Origin of the sequence: [Pseudomonas] carboxydohydrogena (assembly GCF_029030725.1) — a bacterium.
GTDB lineage: Bacteria > Pseudomonadota > Alphaproteobacteria > Rhizobiales > Xanthobacteraceae > Afipia > Afipia carboxydohydrogena.
Genome location: NZ_CP113162.1, coordinates 1,865,948 through 1,880,438, shown reverse-complemented (window position 1 = coordinate 1,880,438; position 14,491 = coordinate 1,865,948). Strand labels below are relative to the sequence as shown.

The 14,491-nt window shown below is 61.7% G+C and carries 13 protein-coding genes; 9 read left to right on the top strand and 4 right to left on the bottom strand.

From position 1 onward, the window contains the following. Positions 1-34: 34 nt before the first annotated feature. The 6 genes from sufB (at position 35) to AFIC_RS09135 (ending at position 5,725) form a co-directional block, all read left to right on the top strand. Positions 35-1,534, top strand: a complete 1,500-nt coding sequence (gene sufB / locus AFIC_RS09160; RefSeq protein WP_275245935.1) for a Fe-S cluster assembly protein SufB — start codon at positions 35-37, stop codon at positions 1,532-1,534. Beyond that, the gene (gene sufC / locus AFIC_RS09155; RefSeq protein ID WP_275245934.1) at positions 1,531-2,289 is read left to right on the top strand and encodes a Fe-S cluster assembly ATPase SufC; all 759 of its coding nucleotides are present in this window, start codon (positions 1,531-1,533) and stop codon (positions 2,287-2,289) included. Before sufB ends, sufC begins: the two co-directional genes overlap by 4 nt. Positions 2,290-2,301: 12 nt before the next feature. Beyond that, positions 2,302-3,612, top strand: a complete 1,311-nt coding sequence (gene sufD, locus AFIC_RS09150; RefSeq protein WP_275248680.1) for a Fe-S cluster assembly protein SufD — start codon at positions 2,302-2,304, stop codon at positions 3,610-3,612. After that, the gene (locus tag AFIC_RS09145) at positions 3,609-4,856 is read left to right on the top strand and encodes a cysteine desulfurase (RefSeq protein WP_275248679.1); all 1,248 of its coding nucleotides are present in this window, start codon (positions 3,609-3,611) and stop codon (positions 4,854-4,856) included. The genes sufD and AFIC_RS09145 overlap by 4 nt, the downstream gene beginning before the upstream one ends. After that, positions 4,853-5,239 (top strand): SUF system Fe-S cluster assembly protein, encoded by a 387-nt coding sequence (locus tag AFIC_RS09140; protein WP_275245933.1) that lies wholly within the window; start codon positions 4,853-4,855, stop codon positions 5,237-5,239. The genes AFIC_RS09145 and AFIC_RS09140 overlap by 4 nt, the downstream gene beginning before the upstream one ends. Before the next feature lie 78 nt (positions 5,240-5,317). Beyond that, positions 5,318-5,725 carry a HesB/IscA family protein gene (locus AFIC_RS09135; protein WP_275245932.1) on the top strand — a complete coding sequence of 136 codons (408 nt, stop codon included), beginning with the start codon at positions 5,318-5,320 and terminating at the stop codon, positions 5,723-5,725. A 12-nt stretch (positions 5,726-5,737) separates the two neighbouring features. On the opposite strand, the gene AFIC_RS09130 is transcribed toward AFIC_RS09135, so the two are convergent. Both AFIC_RS09130 and AFIC_RS09125 read right to left on the bottom strand, forming a co-directional pair. Then, a complete protein-coding gene (locus AFIC_RS09130; RefSeq protein WP_275245931.1) occupies positions 5,738-6,805 on the bottom strand; it encodes a GGDEF domain-containing protein in 1,068 nt (355 codons plus the stop codon). A 107-nt stretch (positions 6,806-6,912) separates the two neighbouring features. Continuing rightward, complete coding sequence (locus AFIC_RS09125) at positions 6,913-8,331, bottom strand: DEAD/DEAH box helicase (RefSeq protein ID WP_275245930.1); 1,419 nt, start codon at positions 8,329-8,331, stop codon at positions 6,913-6,915. 290 nt (positions 8,332-8,621) lie between these two features. On the opposite strand from AFIC_RS09125, the gene AFIC_RS09120 reads away from it, so the two are divergent. Next, entirely contained in the window at positions 8,622-9,866 is a 1,245-nt protein-coding gene (locus tag AFIC_RS09120; protein ID WP_275245929.1) for an FAD-dependent oxidoreductase, read from the top strand. On the opposite strand, the gene parE is transcribed toward AFIC_RS09120, so the two are convergent. Continuing rightward, on the bottom strand, positions 9,863-11,932 hold the full coding sequence (gene parE / locus AFIC_RS09115; protein ID WP_275245928.1) for a DNA topoisomerase IV subunit B: 2,070 nt from the start codon (positions 11,930-11,932) through the stop codon (positions 9,863-9,865). The genes AFIC_RS09120 and parE overlap by 4 nt on opposite strands. A gap of 179 nt (positions 11,933-12,111) precedes the next feature. Here parE and AFIC_RS09110 point away from each other — a divergent pair, with 179 nt between their 5' ends. Together AFIC_RS09110 and argC are read left to right on the top strand one after the other, a co-directional pair. Further along, on the top strand, positions 12,112-12,648 hold the full coding sequence (locus AFIC_RS09110) for a DedA family protein (RefSeq protein WP_275245927.1): 537 nt from the start codon (positions 12,112-12,114) through the stop codon (positions 12,646-12,648). Positions 12,649-12,882: 234 nt separating this feature from the next. Continuing rightward, the gene (argC, locus tag AFIC_RS09105) at positions 12,883-13,941 is read left to right on the top strand and encodes an N-acetyl-gamma-glutamyl-phosphate reductase (protein WP_275245926.1); all 1,059 of its coding nucleotides are present in this window, start codon (positions 12,883-12,885) and stop codon (positions 13,939-13,941) included. 37 nt (positions 13,942-13,978) lie between these two features. On the opposite strand, the gene AFIC_RS09100 is transcribed toward argC, so the two are convergent. Further along, entirely contained in the window at positions 13,979-14,377 is a 399-nt protein-coding gene (locus AFIC_RS09100) for an MAPEG family protein (RefSeq protein WP_275245925.1), read from the bottom strand. Positions 14,378-14,491 lie beyond the last annotated feature (114 nt).

Here is a 14,491-nt window from a genome sequence, read left to right as displayed (position 1 = left end):
CTGCGGTCCTTGAAACCGCGAGCGGAGAAGTCAAATGCCAGCCGTCCAGGAGACGGTCGATCGGGTTCGCCAGATCGACGTCGATCAGTACCGCTATGGGTTTGAAACCCAGATCGAATCGGAAAAGGCCCCGCGTGGCCTGACCGAAGAAACCATCCGGTTCATATCCGCCAAGAAAAACGAACCCGCCTGGATGCTGGAATGGCGTCTGGAGGCGTTCCGCCGTTGGCTCACCATGGAAGAGCCGACCTGGGCGCGCGTCGATTATCCGAAGATCGACTATCAGGATCTCTATTATTACGCGGCGCCGAAAAAGAAGAAGGAAGTCGCTTCTCTCGACGAGATCGACCCCGAAATTCTCAAGACCTACGAAAAACTCGGCATTCCGCTGCGCGAAGTCGAAGTGCTCGAAGGCGTCGTGCGCAGGGACGAGGATGGCAACGAGATAGCCGAGCGCCGTGTCGCGGTCGACGCCGTGTTCGACTCGGTGTCGGTCGCTACCACGTTTCAGGCCGAGCTGAAGAAGGCCGGCGTGATCTTCATGCCGATCTCGGACGCGATCCGCGAACACCCGGACCTCGTGAAGAAGTATCTCGGTTCGGTCGTGCCGACCTCGGACAATTTCTTCGCGACGCTGAATTCGGCGGTGTTCTCCGACGGCTCCTTCGTCTACCTCCCGCCGGGCGTTCGCTGCCCGATGGAGTTGTCGACCTATTTCCGCATCAACGAGCGTAACACCGGCCAGTTCGAGCGCACGCTGATCATCGCCGACAAGGGCGCTTACGTCAGCTACCTCGAAGGCTGCACCGCTCCGCAGCGCGACGAGAACCAGTTGCACGCCGCCGTGGTCGAACTCGTCGCTCATGACGATGCCGAGATCAAATACTCGACGGTGCAGAACTGGTATCCGGGCAACTCGGAAGGCAAGGGCGGCATCTACAATTTCGTCACCAAGCGCGGCGATTGCCGCGGCAAGAATTCCAAGATTTCGTGGACTCAGGTTGAGACCGGCTCCGCGATCACCTGGAAATATCCGAGCTGCATCCTGCGCGGCGACAATTCGCGCGGCGAGTTCTACTCGATCGCGATTTCGAACGGCTATCAGCAGGTCGATTCCGGCACCAAGATGCTTCATCTTGGCAAGAACACCACGAGCCGCATCATCTCCAAGGGTATCGCGGCGGGCGTTTCGCAAAACACCTATCGCGGCCTCGTCACCGCGCATCGCAAGGCGACCGGCGCGCGCAACTTCACTGCCTGCGACTCGCTGTTGATCGGCGACAAGTGCGGCGCGCACACCGTGCCCTATATCGAAGCCAAGAACTCATCGACCCAGTTCGAGCATGAGGCGACGACCTCGAAGATTTCCGAAGACATGCTGTTCTACTGCGTGCAGCGCGGTCTTTCGCAGGAGGAGGCGGTTGCCCTCGTCGTCAACGGGTTCGTCCGCGACGTGTTGCAACAGTTGCCGATGGAATTTGCAGTCGAGGCGCAGAAGCTGATCTCGATTTCGCTGGAAGGAAGTGTGGGATGACCGCGTTACTGGAAGTCAAAGGCCTCAAGGTTCAAGTCGAGGACAACGAGATCCTGCATGGGCTCGACCTCACCGTGAACGAAGGCGAGATTCACGCGATCATGGGGCCGAACGGCTCCGGCAAATCGACGCTGTCGCATGTCATCGCGGGCAAGCCCGGTTATGACGTGACCGGCGGCGAAATTTTGTTCAAGGGCGAGGATCTTCTGGAGATGGAGCCGAACGAGCGCGCCGCCAAGGGCGTGTTCCTCGCCTTCCAGTACCCGATGGAAATTCCGGGCGTCGCCACCATGACGTTCCTGCGCACCGCGCTCAATGCGCAGCGCAAGGCGCGCGGCGAGAGCGAATTCTCGACGCCTGATTTCCTCAAGAAGGTGAAGGAAGTTTCCGCGCGGCTGAACATTCCGCAGGACATGCTCAAGCGCGGCGTCAATGTCGGTTTCTCCGGCGGCGAAAAGAAGCGCAACGAAGTGTTGCAGATGGCGCTGTTCGAGCCGAGCCTGTGCATCCTCGATGAGATGGATTCCGGCCTCGACATCGACGCGCTGCGCATCGCGGCTGACGGCGTTAACGCCCTGCGCGGGAAGGACCGCTCGATGATCGTCATCACGCACTATCAGCGGTTGCTGAACTATATCATCCCGGACGTGGTCCATGTGATGTCGAAGGGCCGTGTGGTGAAGACCGGCGGCAAGGACCTTGCGCTGGAGCTGGAGAAGTCCGGCTATGCGCAGTTCGAAGACAAGGCGGCATAAGTGAGTATCGTGATGAACATCGCGGCGGCGAAGGCGGCGGGAGATCCGTCCGCCGATCTGTTTGCCGCCGCACGCGACCGCCTGCCGGGCGATGGCCTCGTTGCGAGCGCGCGCAAGGCAGCCTTCGATGATTTCGCCGAGCGCGGCCTGCCGCATCGGCGGATCGAGGAATGGAAATACACCGATCTGCGCGCGCTGTTGCGCACGGTGGCGCCTCTCGCGCCGTCGCCGGACAAGGCGGCATCGGCAGCGGCTGCGAAAGCGGTGGCCGCACTCGGCATCGAGAATACATGTCGCCTGACGCTGGTCGATGGTGCGTTCGCGCCTGAATTGTCCGATCTCGCCAAGCTCGAGAAGGGCGTGCGCGTGCAAACGCTGCGTGAAGTGCTGACCGAGGGCAACGCCGGCTTATTGAAGACCAAGGTCGCCTCCGATGCGATGATTTCGCTGAACGGCGCGCTGGCGACCGATGGCGTGATCGTCACCGTGGACGATAACGTCACCCTGAGCCGACCGCTTCACATCGCGCATGTCGCAACGGCCTCGTCGGCGTCCGCCGTGACACGCTCGCATGTGCGGATTGGCGACAAGGCGCGCGTGACGCTGGTCGAGAGCTTTGTCGGCACCGAAGGGGCTTCGGCCTATCAGGTTTATGATCAAGTTGAAGTGTCAATCGGCGATGACACCGAGTTGCAGCATGTGCGCCTGATGGAAGACGCGCGCGATGCGGCCAACATCACCACAGCTGCGTTCCGGCTCGGTGCGCGCACCAAGCTTAACAGCTTCGGCCTGACCCAGGGTGGCGTGGTCAGCCGCTATCAGGGTTTCATTACTTTCGCGGGCGAGGGCAGCGAACTGTCCACCAACGGCGTGAATCTGCTCGGCGGCCGCCGCCATGGCGACACCACGCTGGTGGTCGATCATACGGTTCCGAACTGCGTCAGCCGCGAGGTGTTCCGCGCGGTGCTGGACGACCAGTCTCATTCGGTGTTCCAAGGCCGCATCATTGTGCGGCAGGACGCCCAGAAGACCGACGGCAAGATGATGACGCGCGCGCTTCTTTTGTCAGATGAGGCGGAGGCCGACAACAAGCCTGAGCTTGAGATTTTCGCGGACGACGTGGCTTGCGGCCATGGCGCGACGGCGGGCGCAATCGACGAGGAACTGCTGTTCTATCTGCGTGCGCGTGGCTTGCCGGAAAAGGAAGCTCAGGGCTTGCTGATCGCGGCCTTCGTCGGCGAAGCGATCGAGTCGATCGCCGATGAAGGATTACGTGACATCGCGATTGCCACGGCCGATCGATGGCTGGCGGCGCGGGGCTGACCATGCATCCCGCAGTCGCCAACGGCTCCTACGACGTCGAGAAAATTCGCGCGGATTTCCCCGCGCTGGCGACGAAAGTGTACGGCAAGCCGCTGGTGTATCTCGATAACGCAGCGTCGGCGCAGAAGCCGAATGCCGTGCTGGACCGGATGACGCAAGCGTATCACTCCGAATACGCCAACGTGCATCGCGGCCTGCATTACCTCGCCAACGCGGCGACGGATGCCTATGAGGGCGGCCGCGCCAAGGTCGCCGCTTTTCTCAATGCCGCGCGCAAGGAAGAAATCATTTTCACCCGCAATGCGACCGAGGCCATCAATCTCGTGGCTTCGTCCTGGGGTGAGCCGAATATCGATGTGGGCGACGAGATCGTCCTTTCGATCATGGAGCATCACTCCAACATCGTGCCGTGGCACTTTCTGCGCGCGCGCAAGGGCGCGGTGTTGAAATGGGCGCCGGTCGATGATGAGGGGAATTTCCTGATCGAGGAGTTCGAAAAACTCCTCACCGAGAAAACCAAACTCGTCGCCATCACCCAGATGTCGAACGCACTCGGCACCGTGGTGCCGGTGAAGGATGTGGTGCGGATCGCGCATGCGCGCGGCATTCCGGTGCTGGTCGACGGCAGCCAGGCGGCGGTGCATCTGACCATCGACGTGCGGGACATCGGCTGCGATTTCTATGTCTGCACCGGTCACAAGATTTATGGCCCGACCGGGATCGGCGCGCTGTACGCCAAGTATGATCATCTGGTTGCGATGCGCCCCTTCAACGGCGGCGGCGAGATGATCCGCGAGGTTGCGCAGGACTGGGTGACTTATGGCGATCCGCCGCACAAATTCGAGGCAGGCACGCCGGCGATCGTGGAAGCGATCGGGTTCGGCGCCGCCATCGATTACGTGAATTCCATCGGCAAGGACCGCATCGCCGCTCACGAGCACGATCTGCTGGTTTACGCGACCGAACGGTTGCGCGAGATCAACTCGCTGCGGCTGATCGGTACCGCGAAGAACAAGGGACCTGTGATCTCCTTCGAAATGAAGGGTGCGCATCCGCACGACGTCGCCACCGTGATCGACCGCTCCGGCATCGCGGTGCGGGCAGGGACGCATTGCGTCATGCCGCTTCTGGAGCGATTCAACGTGACGGCGACCTGCCGTGCCTCATTCGGGATGTATAATACCAGGGCCGAGGTCGATCACCTGGCGCAGGCGCTCGTTAAGGCAGGAGAGCTTTTCTCATGAGCGAAGCAGATTCCGCAGAGAAGGTGGCAGAGGCCGCAAACCGGGTGGACACCACCTCGGCGCTGTCGCCGGAGGAAACCGAACGGCTCGGTGCGGATATTGTTGCCGCGCTGAAGACCGTCTACGACCCCGAAATCCCGGCCGATATTTACGAACTCGGCCTGATCTACAAGGTCGATATCAAGGATAGCCGGGCCGTGGATGTGCAGATGACGCTGACCACGCCGAACTGCCCCGCTGCCGGCGACCTGCCGAATTTTGTCGAGAATGCCATTGCGAGCGTGCCGGGCATCGGCCCCGTGACCGTGAACGTGGTGTGGGAACCGCCGTGGACACCGGACCGGATGTCTGACGAGGCCCGCCTTGTCCTCAACATGTGGTGAGTTGGACGAATCGACCATTTCTGGTGTGATCCGGAATATGGTCGCGTCCGGCATTGAAATGCCGAAGGAAAGAGCCAAATGACGGGTATGACCCCTGACGCTCCCTCATCCGCAGCCAAGCCCGCGCGCCCGCGCCCGCAGGTGATGCGCCTGACCGATGCCGCTGCCAGCCGTGTGCGTGAGCTTTCCTCGCGCGCTGACTCCGAGATCGTGGGGCTGCGTGTCGGCATCAAGAACGGCGGCTGCGCCGGGATGGAATACACCGTCGAATACGCCCACGACATCCGTCCGACCGACGAGGTCGTGGAAGACAAGGGCGTGAAGATTCTGGTCGATCCGAAAGCGGTGATGTTCCTGCTCGGCACCGAGATGGATTTCAAGGTCGACAGGATGGCCGCTCAGTTCGTCTTCAATAATCCGAACCAGACAAGCGCATGCGGCTGCGGCGAGTCCGTGCAACTGACGCCGGCCAAGATCGACGGTTAAAGTCGTCGCTTTTCAAGCCACCTGAATACGAACGTTCGGTGTGAATTCGGGGTCTGCTTCGCAGATCACGCGATTGCGGCCGTGCCGCTTGGCGGCGTAGAGGCAGGCATCGGCGCGGTCGATCAGGGCGGGCGCATCGTCACCGGACTGGAAGACCGAAACACCGGCGGAGATGGTGACACGACCGAGAATCTCCCCGGTCGATTTTTTCTTCAATTGCTTGGACATCACTGCGCGGCGGATATTGTCGGCCACGGCGAGGGCCTGGCGCATAGAGGTGTTAGGTAAGATCACGGCGAACTCCTCGCCGCCATAACGCGCCGTGAGGTCCTGGCCCTTGATATTGGCCTTCAACGCCAGCGCCACCAGGCGGAGCACCTGATCGCCGGTAAGGTGGCCGTAATTGTCATTGAACGATTTGAAGTGGTCGATGTCGATCATCAGGAGCGACAACGGCTCGCTATTCTGCTGGGCATGTTCGACGGCGGCATCGAGCACGCGGTCGAAATATTTGCGGTTGCCGAGCGAAGTCAGCGGGTCGGTCAGGCTTTCGGTGCGGATCGCTTCGAGGCTGTCCTGAAGGCTTGCGATTTCGAGCTTCGAAGTGGCCAGCCGCGCTTCCAGGGCCTTGTTGGTGAGGTTCATCTCGCGGGTGGACTGGACCAGCGCATGGATCACGAGGTTGATCTGCGTCTTGTCCTTGGCCTTCTGGAGCCGGGTGGTGGCGCCCTCAAGATCAGTGCTGAACGAACTCGTCATGCCGATCGCATCGGTGATGAGACCCATCACGTCGTCGATCTCGTTGATGACGCGGGAGCCGACCTTGTCGATCCGGTCGGTCATCCGGGTTTGCGACAGATATGTATCGTGGATCTGTTCGAGGTCGGCTTCGGTCAGCTTGCCGCTGCGCAGCAGCGTTTCGTTGATGACCTTGTTGAGCTCGATATTATAGCCGGTCGCGTAGATGTACCAGATCTCGTAATTGCGGGGAATCGCACTCTGGCGCAGGGATCTGATTTGACCCAACGCTACTTCTGCGAATGCGAGGGTGCGCTCGTGCTCTTCAAGAAGACTAATCACGTTGGCGTCCCCAGGCAGCCTTCTGCAGCCGGCAAATCCTAAAATATGGCGGGACGATAGGGGACGTTCGTGAAGGAGGGGTAAACACCTCCGGTCATATACGTACTTTACCCACGGGCGCGGACGGGACGCAGCAGGAACGCCGGCAAATGTGAATGATCGCCGGGCTCTACGTGATCCTGCGTTGCGGCAGCCATCGGAATCCGGCCGAGTGACGGCGGCGGGGCCGCAGGCGTCCTGGCCGATGATTTCGGCGATGGAGCCTGTTTGGCGGCAGGCTTGGCCGAGGTCTTTTCGCGATCGCGGTGCTTCGAGCGCTGACCGCCGCGCCGCGATTTGCGGGACGCCGGGCCATTCTCCGCGGTCGCGGTATCGGATTCAACGGAGACGGCTGCGGTCCGCGCGTGGCCTTCCACGTGAGGGATGGATTGCCCGATCAGCTTTTCGATCGCGAGGATCGATTTTTGGTCCAGAGGCGAGACGATCGAGATTGCGGTACCGAGACGGCCGGCGCGGCCGGTACGGCCGATGCGGTGAACGTAATCGTCCGGATGATGAGGGACATCGAAATTGAAGACGTGGCTCACTTCGGGAATATCGAGGCCACGGGCCGCGACGTCGGAAGCGACCAGCAACGGCAATTCGCCCTTGCGGAATTGTTCGAGCGCGGCCATGCGCGCGCTCTGGTCCATGTCGCCGTGCAGGGCTGCGGCGCCGAAGCCGTGCTTTTGCAGCGATTTGTGCAGGACCGCGACTTCGCGCTTGCGGTTGCAGAAGATGATCGCGTTCTTCAGATCCTTGGCGTCGCGCAGGAGCTGGCGCAGCAGTTCGCGCTTTTCGTGTGGCTCCTTGCCGGTGCTGATCTGGGACTGCGTGACGGTGACGGCGGTCGAGGCCGGTTTGGAAACCTCGACCTTCATCGGATTGTGCAGGAAGGTTTCGGTGATGCGGCGGATTTCCGTGGGCATCGTCGCGGTGAAGAACAGGGTCTGGCGCGTGAACGGCACCAGCTTGCAGATGCGCTCGATGTCGGGAATGAAGCCCATGTCCAGCATGCGGTCGGCCTCGTCGATCACGAGGAGTTCGACGCCGGTCATCAGGAGCTTGCCGCGCTCGGTATGATCGAGCAGGCGGCCCGGAGTGGCGATCAGCACATCGACGCCGCGCCCGAGCTTGGCGTCCTGGTCGCCGAACGAGACGCCGCCGATCAGGAGGGCGACGTTGAGTTTCTGGCCGACGCCGTAGCGGTCGAAATTCTCCTTCACCTGCGCTGCGAGCTCGCGCGTCGGTTCGAGAATGAGGGTGCGCGGCATCCGTGCCCGCGCGCGGCCTTTTTCAAGCAGCGTCAGCATGGGCAGCACGAACGCCGCCGTCTTGCCGGTGCCGGTCTGGGCGATGCCGAGCACGTCGCGCCGGGCGAGAACGTGGGGAATGGCCTGTTCTTGAATGGGGGTAGGAGAGGTGTAACCGGTGGCCGCGACTGCGGCGAGAACCTTGTCGGACAAGCCGAGATTGGAAAAGGACATTGAGCCTCTACACGAGATCGCCGTTCGGACTTCTCGGAAATACTGCCGCGCTCAACCCCGGAACGGCATGCAGTTCATGCACGGGGATGACTAAATCGCGGACAAGCGGCTTATCAGACGGTCGCGTTTTCGACTCTGGCCGCGTGCCCGGAACATAGAACGGAATCGCCCAAAGTCAATGTTTTTGGCGTAAAACCACCTGAAACCCTTAATATTTATCCATTTCATGACATTCTCGGCCGCCGCCGATGACTTTGTTGAGCCGGGTTCCGGAACAGGAGGATAAGGACATGGACGAGGTATCCCGATCCGTCGAAACCATTCATGTCCAGTGTTGTGTCGTGGGCGGTGGCCCTGCGGGAATGATGCTCGGCTATCTGTTGGGCCGCGCCGGCATCAAAACCGTGGTGCTGGAAAAGCACGCCGATTTCTTCCGTGATTTTCGTGGCGACACGGTGCACCCCTCGACCATGACGGTGATGCAGGAACTGGGCGTTCTCCAGGATTTTCTGAAGGTCCCGCATGACGAGGTCAGTAAACTCAACGCGCTGTTCGGCACGGCGTCGATCCGGCTTGCGGACCTGACGCGGCTCGACACGCCGTGCCCGTTCATCGCTTTCATGCCGCAATGGGACTTTTTGAACTTCATCGACAGTCAGGGCAGGCGATTTCCCCAATTGGAAGTTCGCAAGAAAGCGGAGGCCGTCGAACTGGTGCGGGATGCCGACAGCGTCACCGGCGTCGTCGCGAAAACCGAACAGGGGCCGCTTCGTATCAGTGCCGACCTGACGGTGGCTTGCGATGGCCGTCATTCCTTGATGCGCGCACAGGCCGGAATGGAAGTGCGCGATATTGGCGCGCCGATGGACGTGCTGTGGTTTCGCGTGAGCAAGCCTGCGAATGCGGGTGAGAGTGTCTTCGCGCGCATCCAGTCCGGACAAATGATGGTGATGCTCGATCGGAACGACTATTGGCAATGCGCCTATGTGATCGCGAAAAACGGATACGAGAAAGTCAAGGAAGCCGGCCTCGATAACTTCCGTTCCAACATCGTCAGGCTGGCTCCGCTGACGCGCGAACACATGGCGGACGTCAAAAGCTGGGACGATGTGAAGCTGTTGTCCGTTCAGATCGACCGGTTGGCAAAATGGGCCAAGCCCGGATTTCTCTGCATTGGCGATGCGGCGCATGCGATGTCGCCGGTCGGCGGTGTCGGCGTCAATCTGGCAATTCAGGATGCGGTCGCGGCGGCGAACCTGCTGTATGACAAGTTCGGCGGCGGCGGTCCGTCGCTGGACGATCTCAATCGCGTGCAGGCGCGGCGCGAATTTCCGGTACGCGCGACGCAGGCCATTCAGGTGTTCGTGCAGAACCGGCTGATCAATCGCGCGATCACCGACAGGCAGTTCTCGCCGCCGCTGGTGATGCGGCTGGTCGGCAGTTCACCGTGGCTTCAGGGCCTGACAGCGCGCGCCATCGGTATCGGTATTCGTCCCGAGCATGTCCATACGCCCGAGGCAAAGCGTACTGGTTAAACGTCCAGCAATTCTTCCGGCGCGAATTCGGCCTTCTCGGTGATGAACTCGAAGCGCGCTTCTGCCTTGCTGCCCATCAGCCGTTCTACCGATGTCGCGGTGCTGTCGCGGTCTTCCGTCGCCAGCACGACCCGCAGCAGCGTGCGCTTTCTTGGGTCCATCGTGGTTTCCTTGAGCTGATTGGGCATCATCTCGCCGAGGCCTTTGAAGCGGCCGATCTCGACCTTGGCGTTGGCGTGGAATTCCTTTTTCAAAAGCTCGTCGCGATGCGCCTCGTCGCGCGCGTAGAACGTCTTGCTGCCGTGGGTCAGCCGGTAGAGCGGCGGCACGGCGAGGTAGAGATGGCCTTCGTCGATCAGCTTCGGCATCTGCCGGTAGAAGAAGGTGATGAGCAGGGAGGCAATGTGCGCTCCGTCCACGTCGGCGTCGGTCATGATGATGATGCGCGAGTAGCGCAGATCGTCTTCACGATAGTTGATGCCGGTGCCCGCGCCGATCGCCTGAATGAGATCGGACAATTGCGCGTTGGCCACCATCTTGTCGCGGGTCGCGGAGGCGACATTGAGGATCTTGCCGCGCAGCGGAAGAATGGCCTGAGTCTTGCGGTCGCGCGCCTGCTTGGCGCTGCCGCCTGCGGAATCGCCTTCGACGATGAACAACTCGGAACCTTCGGTCGCGGTGTTGGTGCAGTCGGCGAGCTTGCCGGGCAGGCGCAGTTTCTTCACCGCGGTCTTGCGCGAGATTTCCTTCTCGGCGCGGCGGCGCAGCCGCTCGTCGGCGCGCTCGATGATGAATTCGAGGAGCTTGTTGGCTTGCGTCGGATTGCCGGACAGCCAGTGGTCGAACGGGTCCTTCACGGCCTGCTCGACGATGCGTTGCGCCTCGGCGGTTGCGAGACGGTCCTTGGTCTGCCCCTGAAACTCCGGCTCGCGCACGAACACCGAGAGCATCACGGCCGCGCCCACCATCACGTCCTCGGAGGTGATGGAGGACGCCTTCTTGCCCTGGCCGGTACGCTCGGCGTGATCCCGGATGCCGCGCAGCAGCGCGCTGCGCATGCCGGTTTCGTGCGTGCCGCCGTCAGGCGTCGGCACCGTGTTGGTGTAGGACGACATGAAGCCGTCGGCATCGGCGGTCCACGCCACCGCCCATTCGCAGGCGCCGTGTGCGCCGTTGCGCCCGGATTTGCCGGAGAAAATGTCCGGGTGCACCAGCGTGTCGGAATGGATGGCGGCGGCGAGGTAATCCTTCAGGCCACCGGGGAAATGAAACGTATCCTCGGCGGGCACATCCTCGATACCCTTGAGGAGTTCGGGCGCGCACTTCCAGCGGATTTCGACGCCGCCGAACAGATAGGCTTTCGAGCGCGCCATCTTGAACAGACGCTGCGGCTTGAAGGCGGCCTTGCCGCCGAAGATCTCCGAATCCGGCTTGAAGCGGATCGAGGTGCCGCGTCGGTTATGGACCTTGCCGAGTTCCTCCAGCTTGCCCTTCGGCTTGCCGCGCTCGAACGTCATCCGGTAGAGCTTCTGGTTGCGCGCCACCTCGACGACAAGCTGCGAGGACAGTGCGTTCACCACCGAGACGCCCACGCCGTGAAGGCCGCCCGAGGTCTCATAGACCTTGGAGTCGAACTTGCCGCCGGCGTGCAGCGTGCACATGATGATTTCCAGCGCCGACTTGTTCTTGAATTTAGGGTGCGGATCGACCGGAATGCCACGGCCGTTATCGATAACGGTCAGATAGCCGTCCGCGCCAAGCTCGACCTCGATGAAACTCGCGTGACCGGCCAGTGCCTCGTCCATCGAGTTGTCGATGACCTCGGCGAACAGGTGGTGCAGCGCCTTTTCGTCGGTTCCGCCGATATACATGCCGGGGCGGCGGCGCACCGGTTCCAGACCCTCCAGAACCTCGATGTCGGCGGCGGTGTAGCCAGCCTCCGCCCCCGAGGGCTTGGCGGCGGGTGCGGCGGACCCGCGCGCCCCACGGCCTCCTGAAGCAAACAGATCGGTCGCCGCTTTCGCGGAGGATGTGGATTTTGCGTTTGCTTTCAGTGGTTTCGCCATGGACTTCAGTTCTAACAGTCTGATAAAGGGCACGAATCGTTGATGATCACTATGACATGAACGACGTGACAATGTGGCGGGCAACCCTCATCTAGGCAGGGTCGCATTGCCCGGAGGGCAGGAGCCTTCAGTGCCGGGCCGGTTTTTCGTGTGCCGGTTCTCAAGAATGAGGGACGTGAATGGCACTGGAAGAGATGGTTCGCGGCGTGGTCGAGTTCGTCCGGGAACATCAGGTGTGGGCCGCACCCGTTGTCGGCGCTCTCGCATTCGGTGAATCGCTGGCTTTCGTCTCGCTCGTGATTCCCGCATGGAGTGCGCTGATCGGTATCGGCGCATTGGTCGGCGCGAGCGACATCAAGTTCTGGCCGGTCTGGCTGGCGGCGTCGCTGGGCGCGGCGTTGGGCGATTGGTTGTCCTATTGGCTCGGCTTTACCTTCAAGGACCAGGTCACGCATATGTGGCCGCTGTCGCGCTATCCAGAAATGCTGCCGCGCGCGGAGCGGTTCGTCGGCAAATGGGGCGTGCCGGGCATTTTCATCGGGCGGTTTTTCGGGCCGCTGCGCGCCGCCGTGCCGCTGGCCGCCGGGGTGTTCGAGATGCCGTACTGGCACTTTCAGCTTGCCAATTTCTCCTCCGCCTTTGTCTGGTCGGCGACACTCTTGCTGTTCGGCGACGCCATCTCGAAGCTGGCGGCCTGGTTCTGGGGGATGGTCTGACGGCGGCGAAGGGGTGAAGGGCCGGAGTGCTGCTTGACCCTGCGCCAAGGGGGTTTTATATGCGGCCCCATGATCGGACCCGCAAACAGAACCCTCCGTCGCCGCCGCTTTGCAATCTAGCGGCTGGTCGCGTTTGCTCGATCCAATGCCGCAGGACAAGTCCGCGGCGCCTTGTCTCTTTCAACAAATCGCCGCATCACCTGTCCCGCGCTCTGTCGGATAAGGACTATTGTCATGGCTGAAAAGAAGAAGATCGGCATTCTGGGTGCCTCCGGCTACACCGGGGCAGAACTCGTGCGCCTGTTGCTGCGGCATCCGCGCGTCGAGATCGTTCTTCTGACGGCCGACCGCCGCGCCGGGCACAAGCTGGGCGATGTATTCCCGCAGTTCGCGCCCTACGATCTGCCGCAGCTTGTGTCGATTGAAAGCGTCGATTGGGCCGCCGCCAAACTCGATCTGGTGTTCTGCGCGCTTCCGCATGCGACGACGCAAAAGGTGCTGAAAGACCTGCTGGCGAAAGCACCCGAGACGAAAGTGGTCGACCTGTCGGCCGACTTCCGGCTGGCCGATCCGGCCGTGTATGCGAAGTGGTACGGACACGAGCATCATGCGCTCGAATTGCAGGAGGAGGCGGTCTATGGCCTCACCGAAATCTATCGGCGCGACGTGAAGAAGGCGCGGCTTGTCGCCAATCCCGGCTGCTACACCACCTGCGCGCAACTGCCTCTCATTCCGCTCCTGAAAGCCAGGGCGATCGAGAGCGACGAGATCGTGATCGACGCCAAGTCAGGCGCGACGGGGGCGGGACGCTCGGCGAAGGAAGACACGCTGTTCTCGGAAGTCTCCGAGGGCTTCCATGCCTATGGCGTGGGGCACCATCGGCATATGTCGGAACTCGATCAGGAATTCTCCAAGGCGGCGGGCAAGGATGTGATGGCGACGTTCACGCCGCACCTCACGCCGATGAACCGCGGCATTTATTCGACGATCTATGTGCGCGGACGGCGCGGCAAGACCGCGCATGAACTGCACGATATTCTCAGCAAACAGTACGAGAAGGACCCGTTCGTCTACGTACTGCCGTTCGGCAAGACGCCGGACTCGCGCCATGTGCGCGGCTCGAACATGACGTTCATCGGCGTTGCTGAGGATCGCATTCCGGGTCGGGCGATCATCGTCTCGACGCTCGACAATCTCACCAAGGGCGCGTCGGGGCAGGCGGTGCAGAACATGAATGTCATGCTCGGGTTTGCCGAGACGCTCGGCATCGACCAGCCCGCGCTGTCGTCGTGATGTGAAAAGAGCCGCGCAAGCGGCTCTTTTTTTGTTCTCAGAAAACGCGAAAGATCGCGAGCGCAAGAACAGCCTGCGCCAGGAAGCCGACGACGAAAGTCAGCGTCCGCAGCACCGGCACGCCGAGCGCGTAGATGATGACGTGGGCGAGCCGCGACCAGAAGTAGACCGCGCAAGCCAGAACGGTCCATTTGCTCGAATAGTCGATCGCGTTGAGGATCAGCACCAGCGGCGCGAAGATCGCGAGGTTTTCGATTGCGTTGTCGTGCGCGAACATCATCCGGTTAGCCCACTCGGCATGCGGCTTGTCGTTGCGTGCCGGATTGGCCATCGCGCCGCCGATGCCGCGCACCGCGCAGCGGTTCAGGATGTAGGGAACCCACAGCACGCCGGTCAAAATCACGGTCAATGTCAGCCAGAACAATTCTCGCGTCATCGCCTCTTCCTTTCCTCGCGGCCTGCGCCGAATCTCGCCGGTCATGCGCCGGCGCCGATGCCCTGTTCATAGCTGAACTGCGTGACGGGGCCAACTGCGTGAGGCAGGCGGCGG

What these genes read in the sequence shown, in the direction of transcription:
- sufB (WP_275245935.1), top strand. Translation starts at nt 35, where the DNA reads ATGCCAGCCGTCCAGGAGACGGTCGATCGGGTTCGCCAGATCGACGTC.
- sufC (WP_275245934.1), top strand. Translation starts at nt 1,531, where the DNA reads ATGACCGCGTTACTGGAAGTCAAAGGCCTCAAGGTTCAAGTCGAGGAC.
- sufD (WP_275248680.1), top strand. Translation starts at nt 2,302, where the DNA reads ATGAACATCGCGGCGGCGAAGGCGGCGGGAGATCCGTCCGCCGATCTG.
- AFIC_RS09140 (WP_275245933.1), top strand. Translation starts at nt 4,853, where the DNA reads ATGAGCGAAGCAGATTCCGCAGAGAAGGTGGCAGAGGCCGCAAACCGG.
- AFIC_RS09135 (WP_275245932.1), top strand. Translation starts at nt 5,318, where the DNA reads ATGACGGGTATGACCCCTGACGCTCCCTCATCCGCAGCCAAGCCCGCG.
- AFIC_RS09125 (WP_275245930.1), bottom strand. Translation starts at nt 8,331, where the DNA reads ATGTCCTTTTCCAATCTCGGCTTGTCCGACAAGGTTCTCGCCGCAGTC.
- AFIC_RS09120 (WP_275245929.1), top strand. Translation starts at nt 8,622, where the DNA reads ATGGACGAGGTATCCCGATCCGTCGAAACCATTCATGTCCAGTGTTGT.
- parE (WP_275245928.1), bottom strand. Translation starts at nt 11,932, where the DNA reads ATGGCGAAACCACTGAAAGCAAACGCAAAATCCACATCCTCCGCGAAA.
- AFIC_RS09110 (WP_275245927.1), top strand. Translation starts at nt 12,112, where the DNA reads ATGGCACTGGAAGAGATGGTTCGCGGCGTGGTCGAGTTCGTCCGGGAA.
- argC (WP_275245926.1), top strand. Translation starts at nt 12,883, where the DNA reads ATGGCTGAAAAGAAGAAGATCGGCATTCTGGGTGCCTCCGGCTACACC.
- AFIC_RS09100 (WP_275245925.1), bottom strand. Translation starts at nt 14,377, where the DNA reads ATGACGCGAGAATTGTTCTGGCTGACATTGACCGTGATTTTGACCGGC.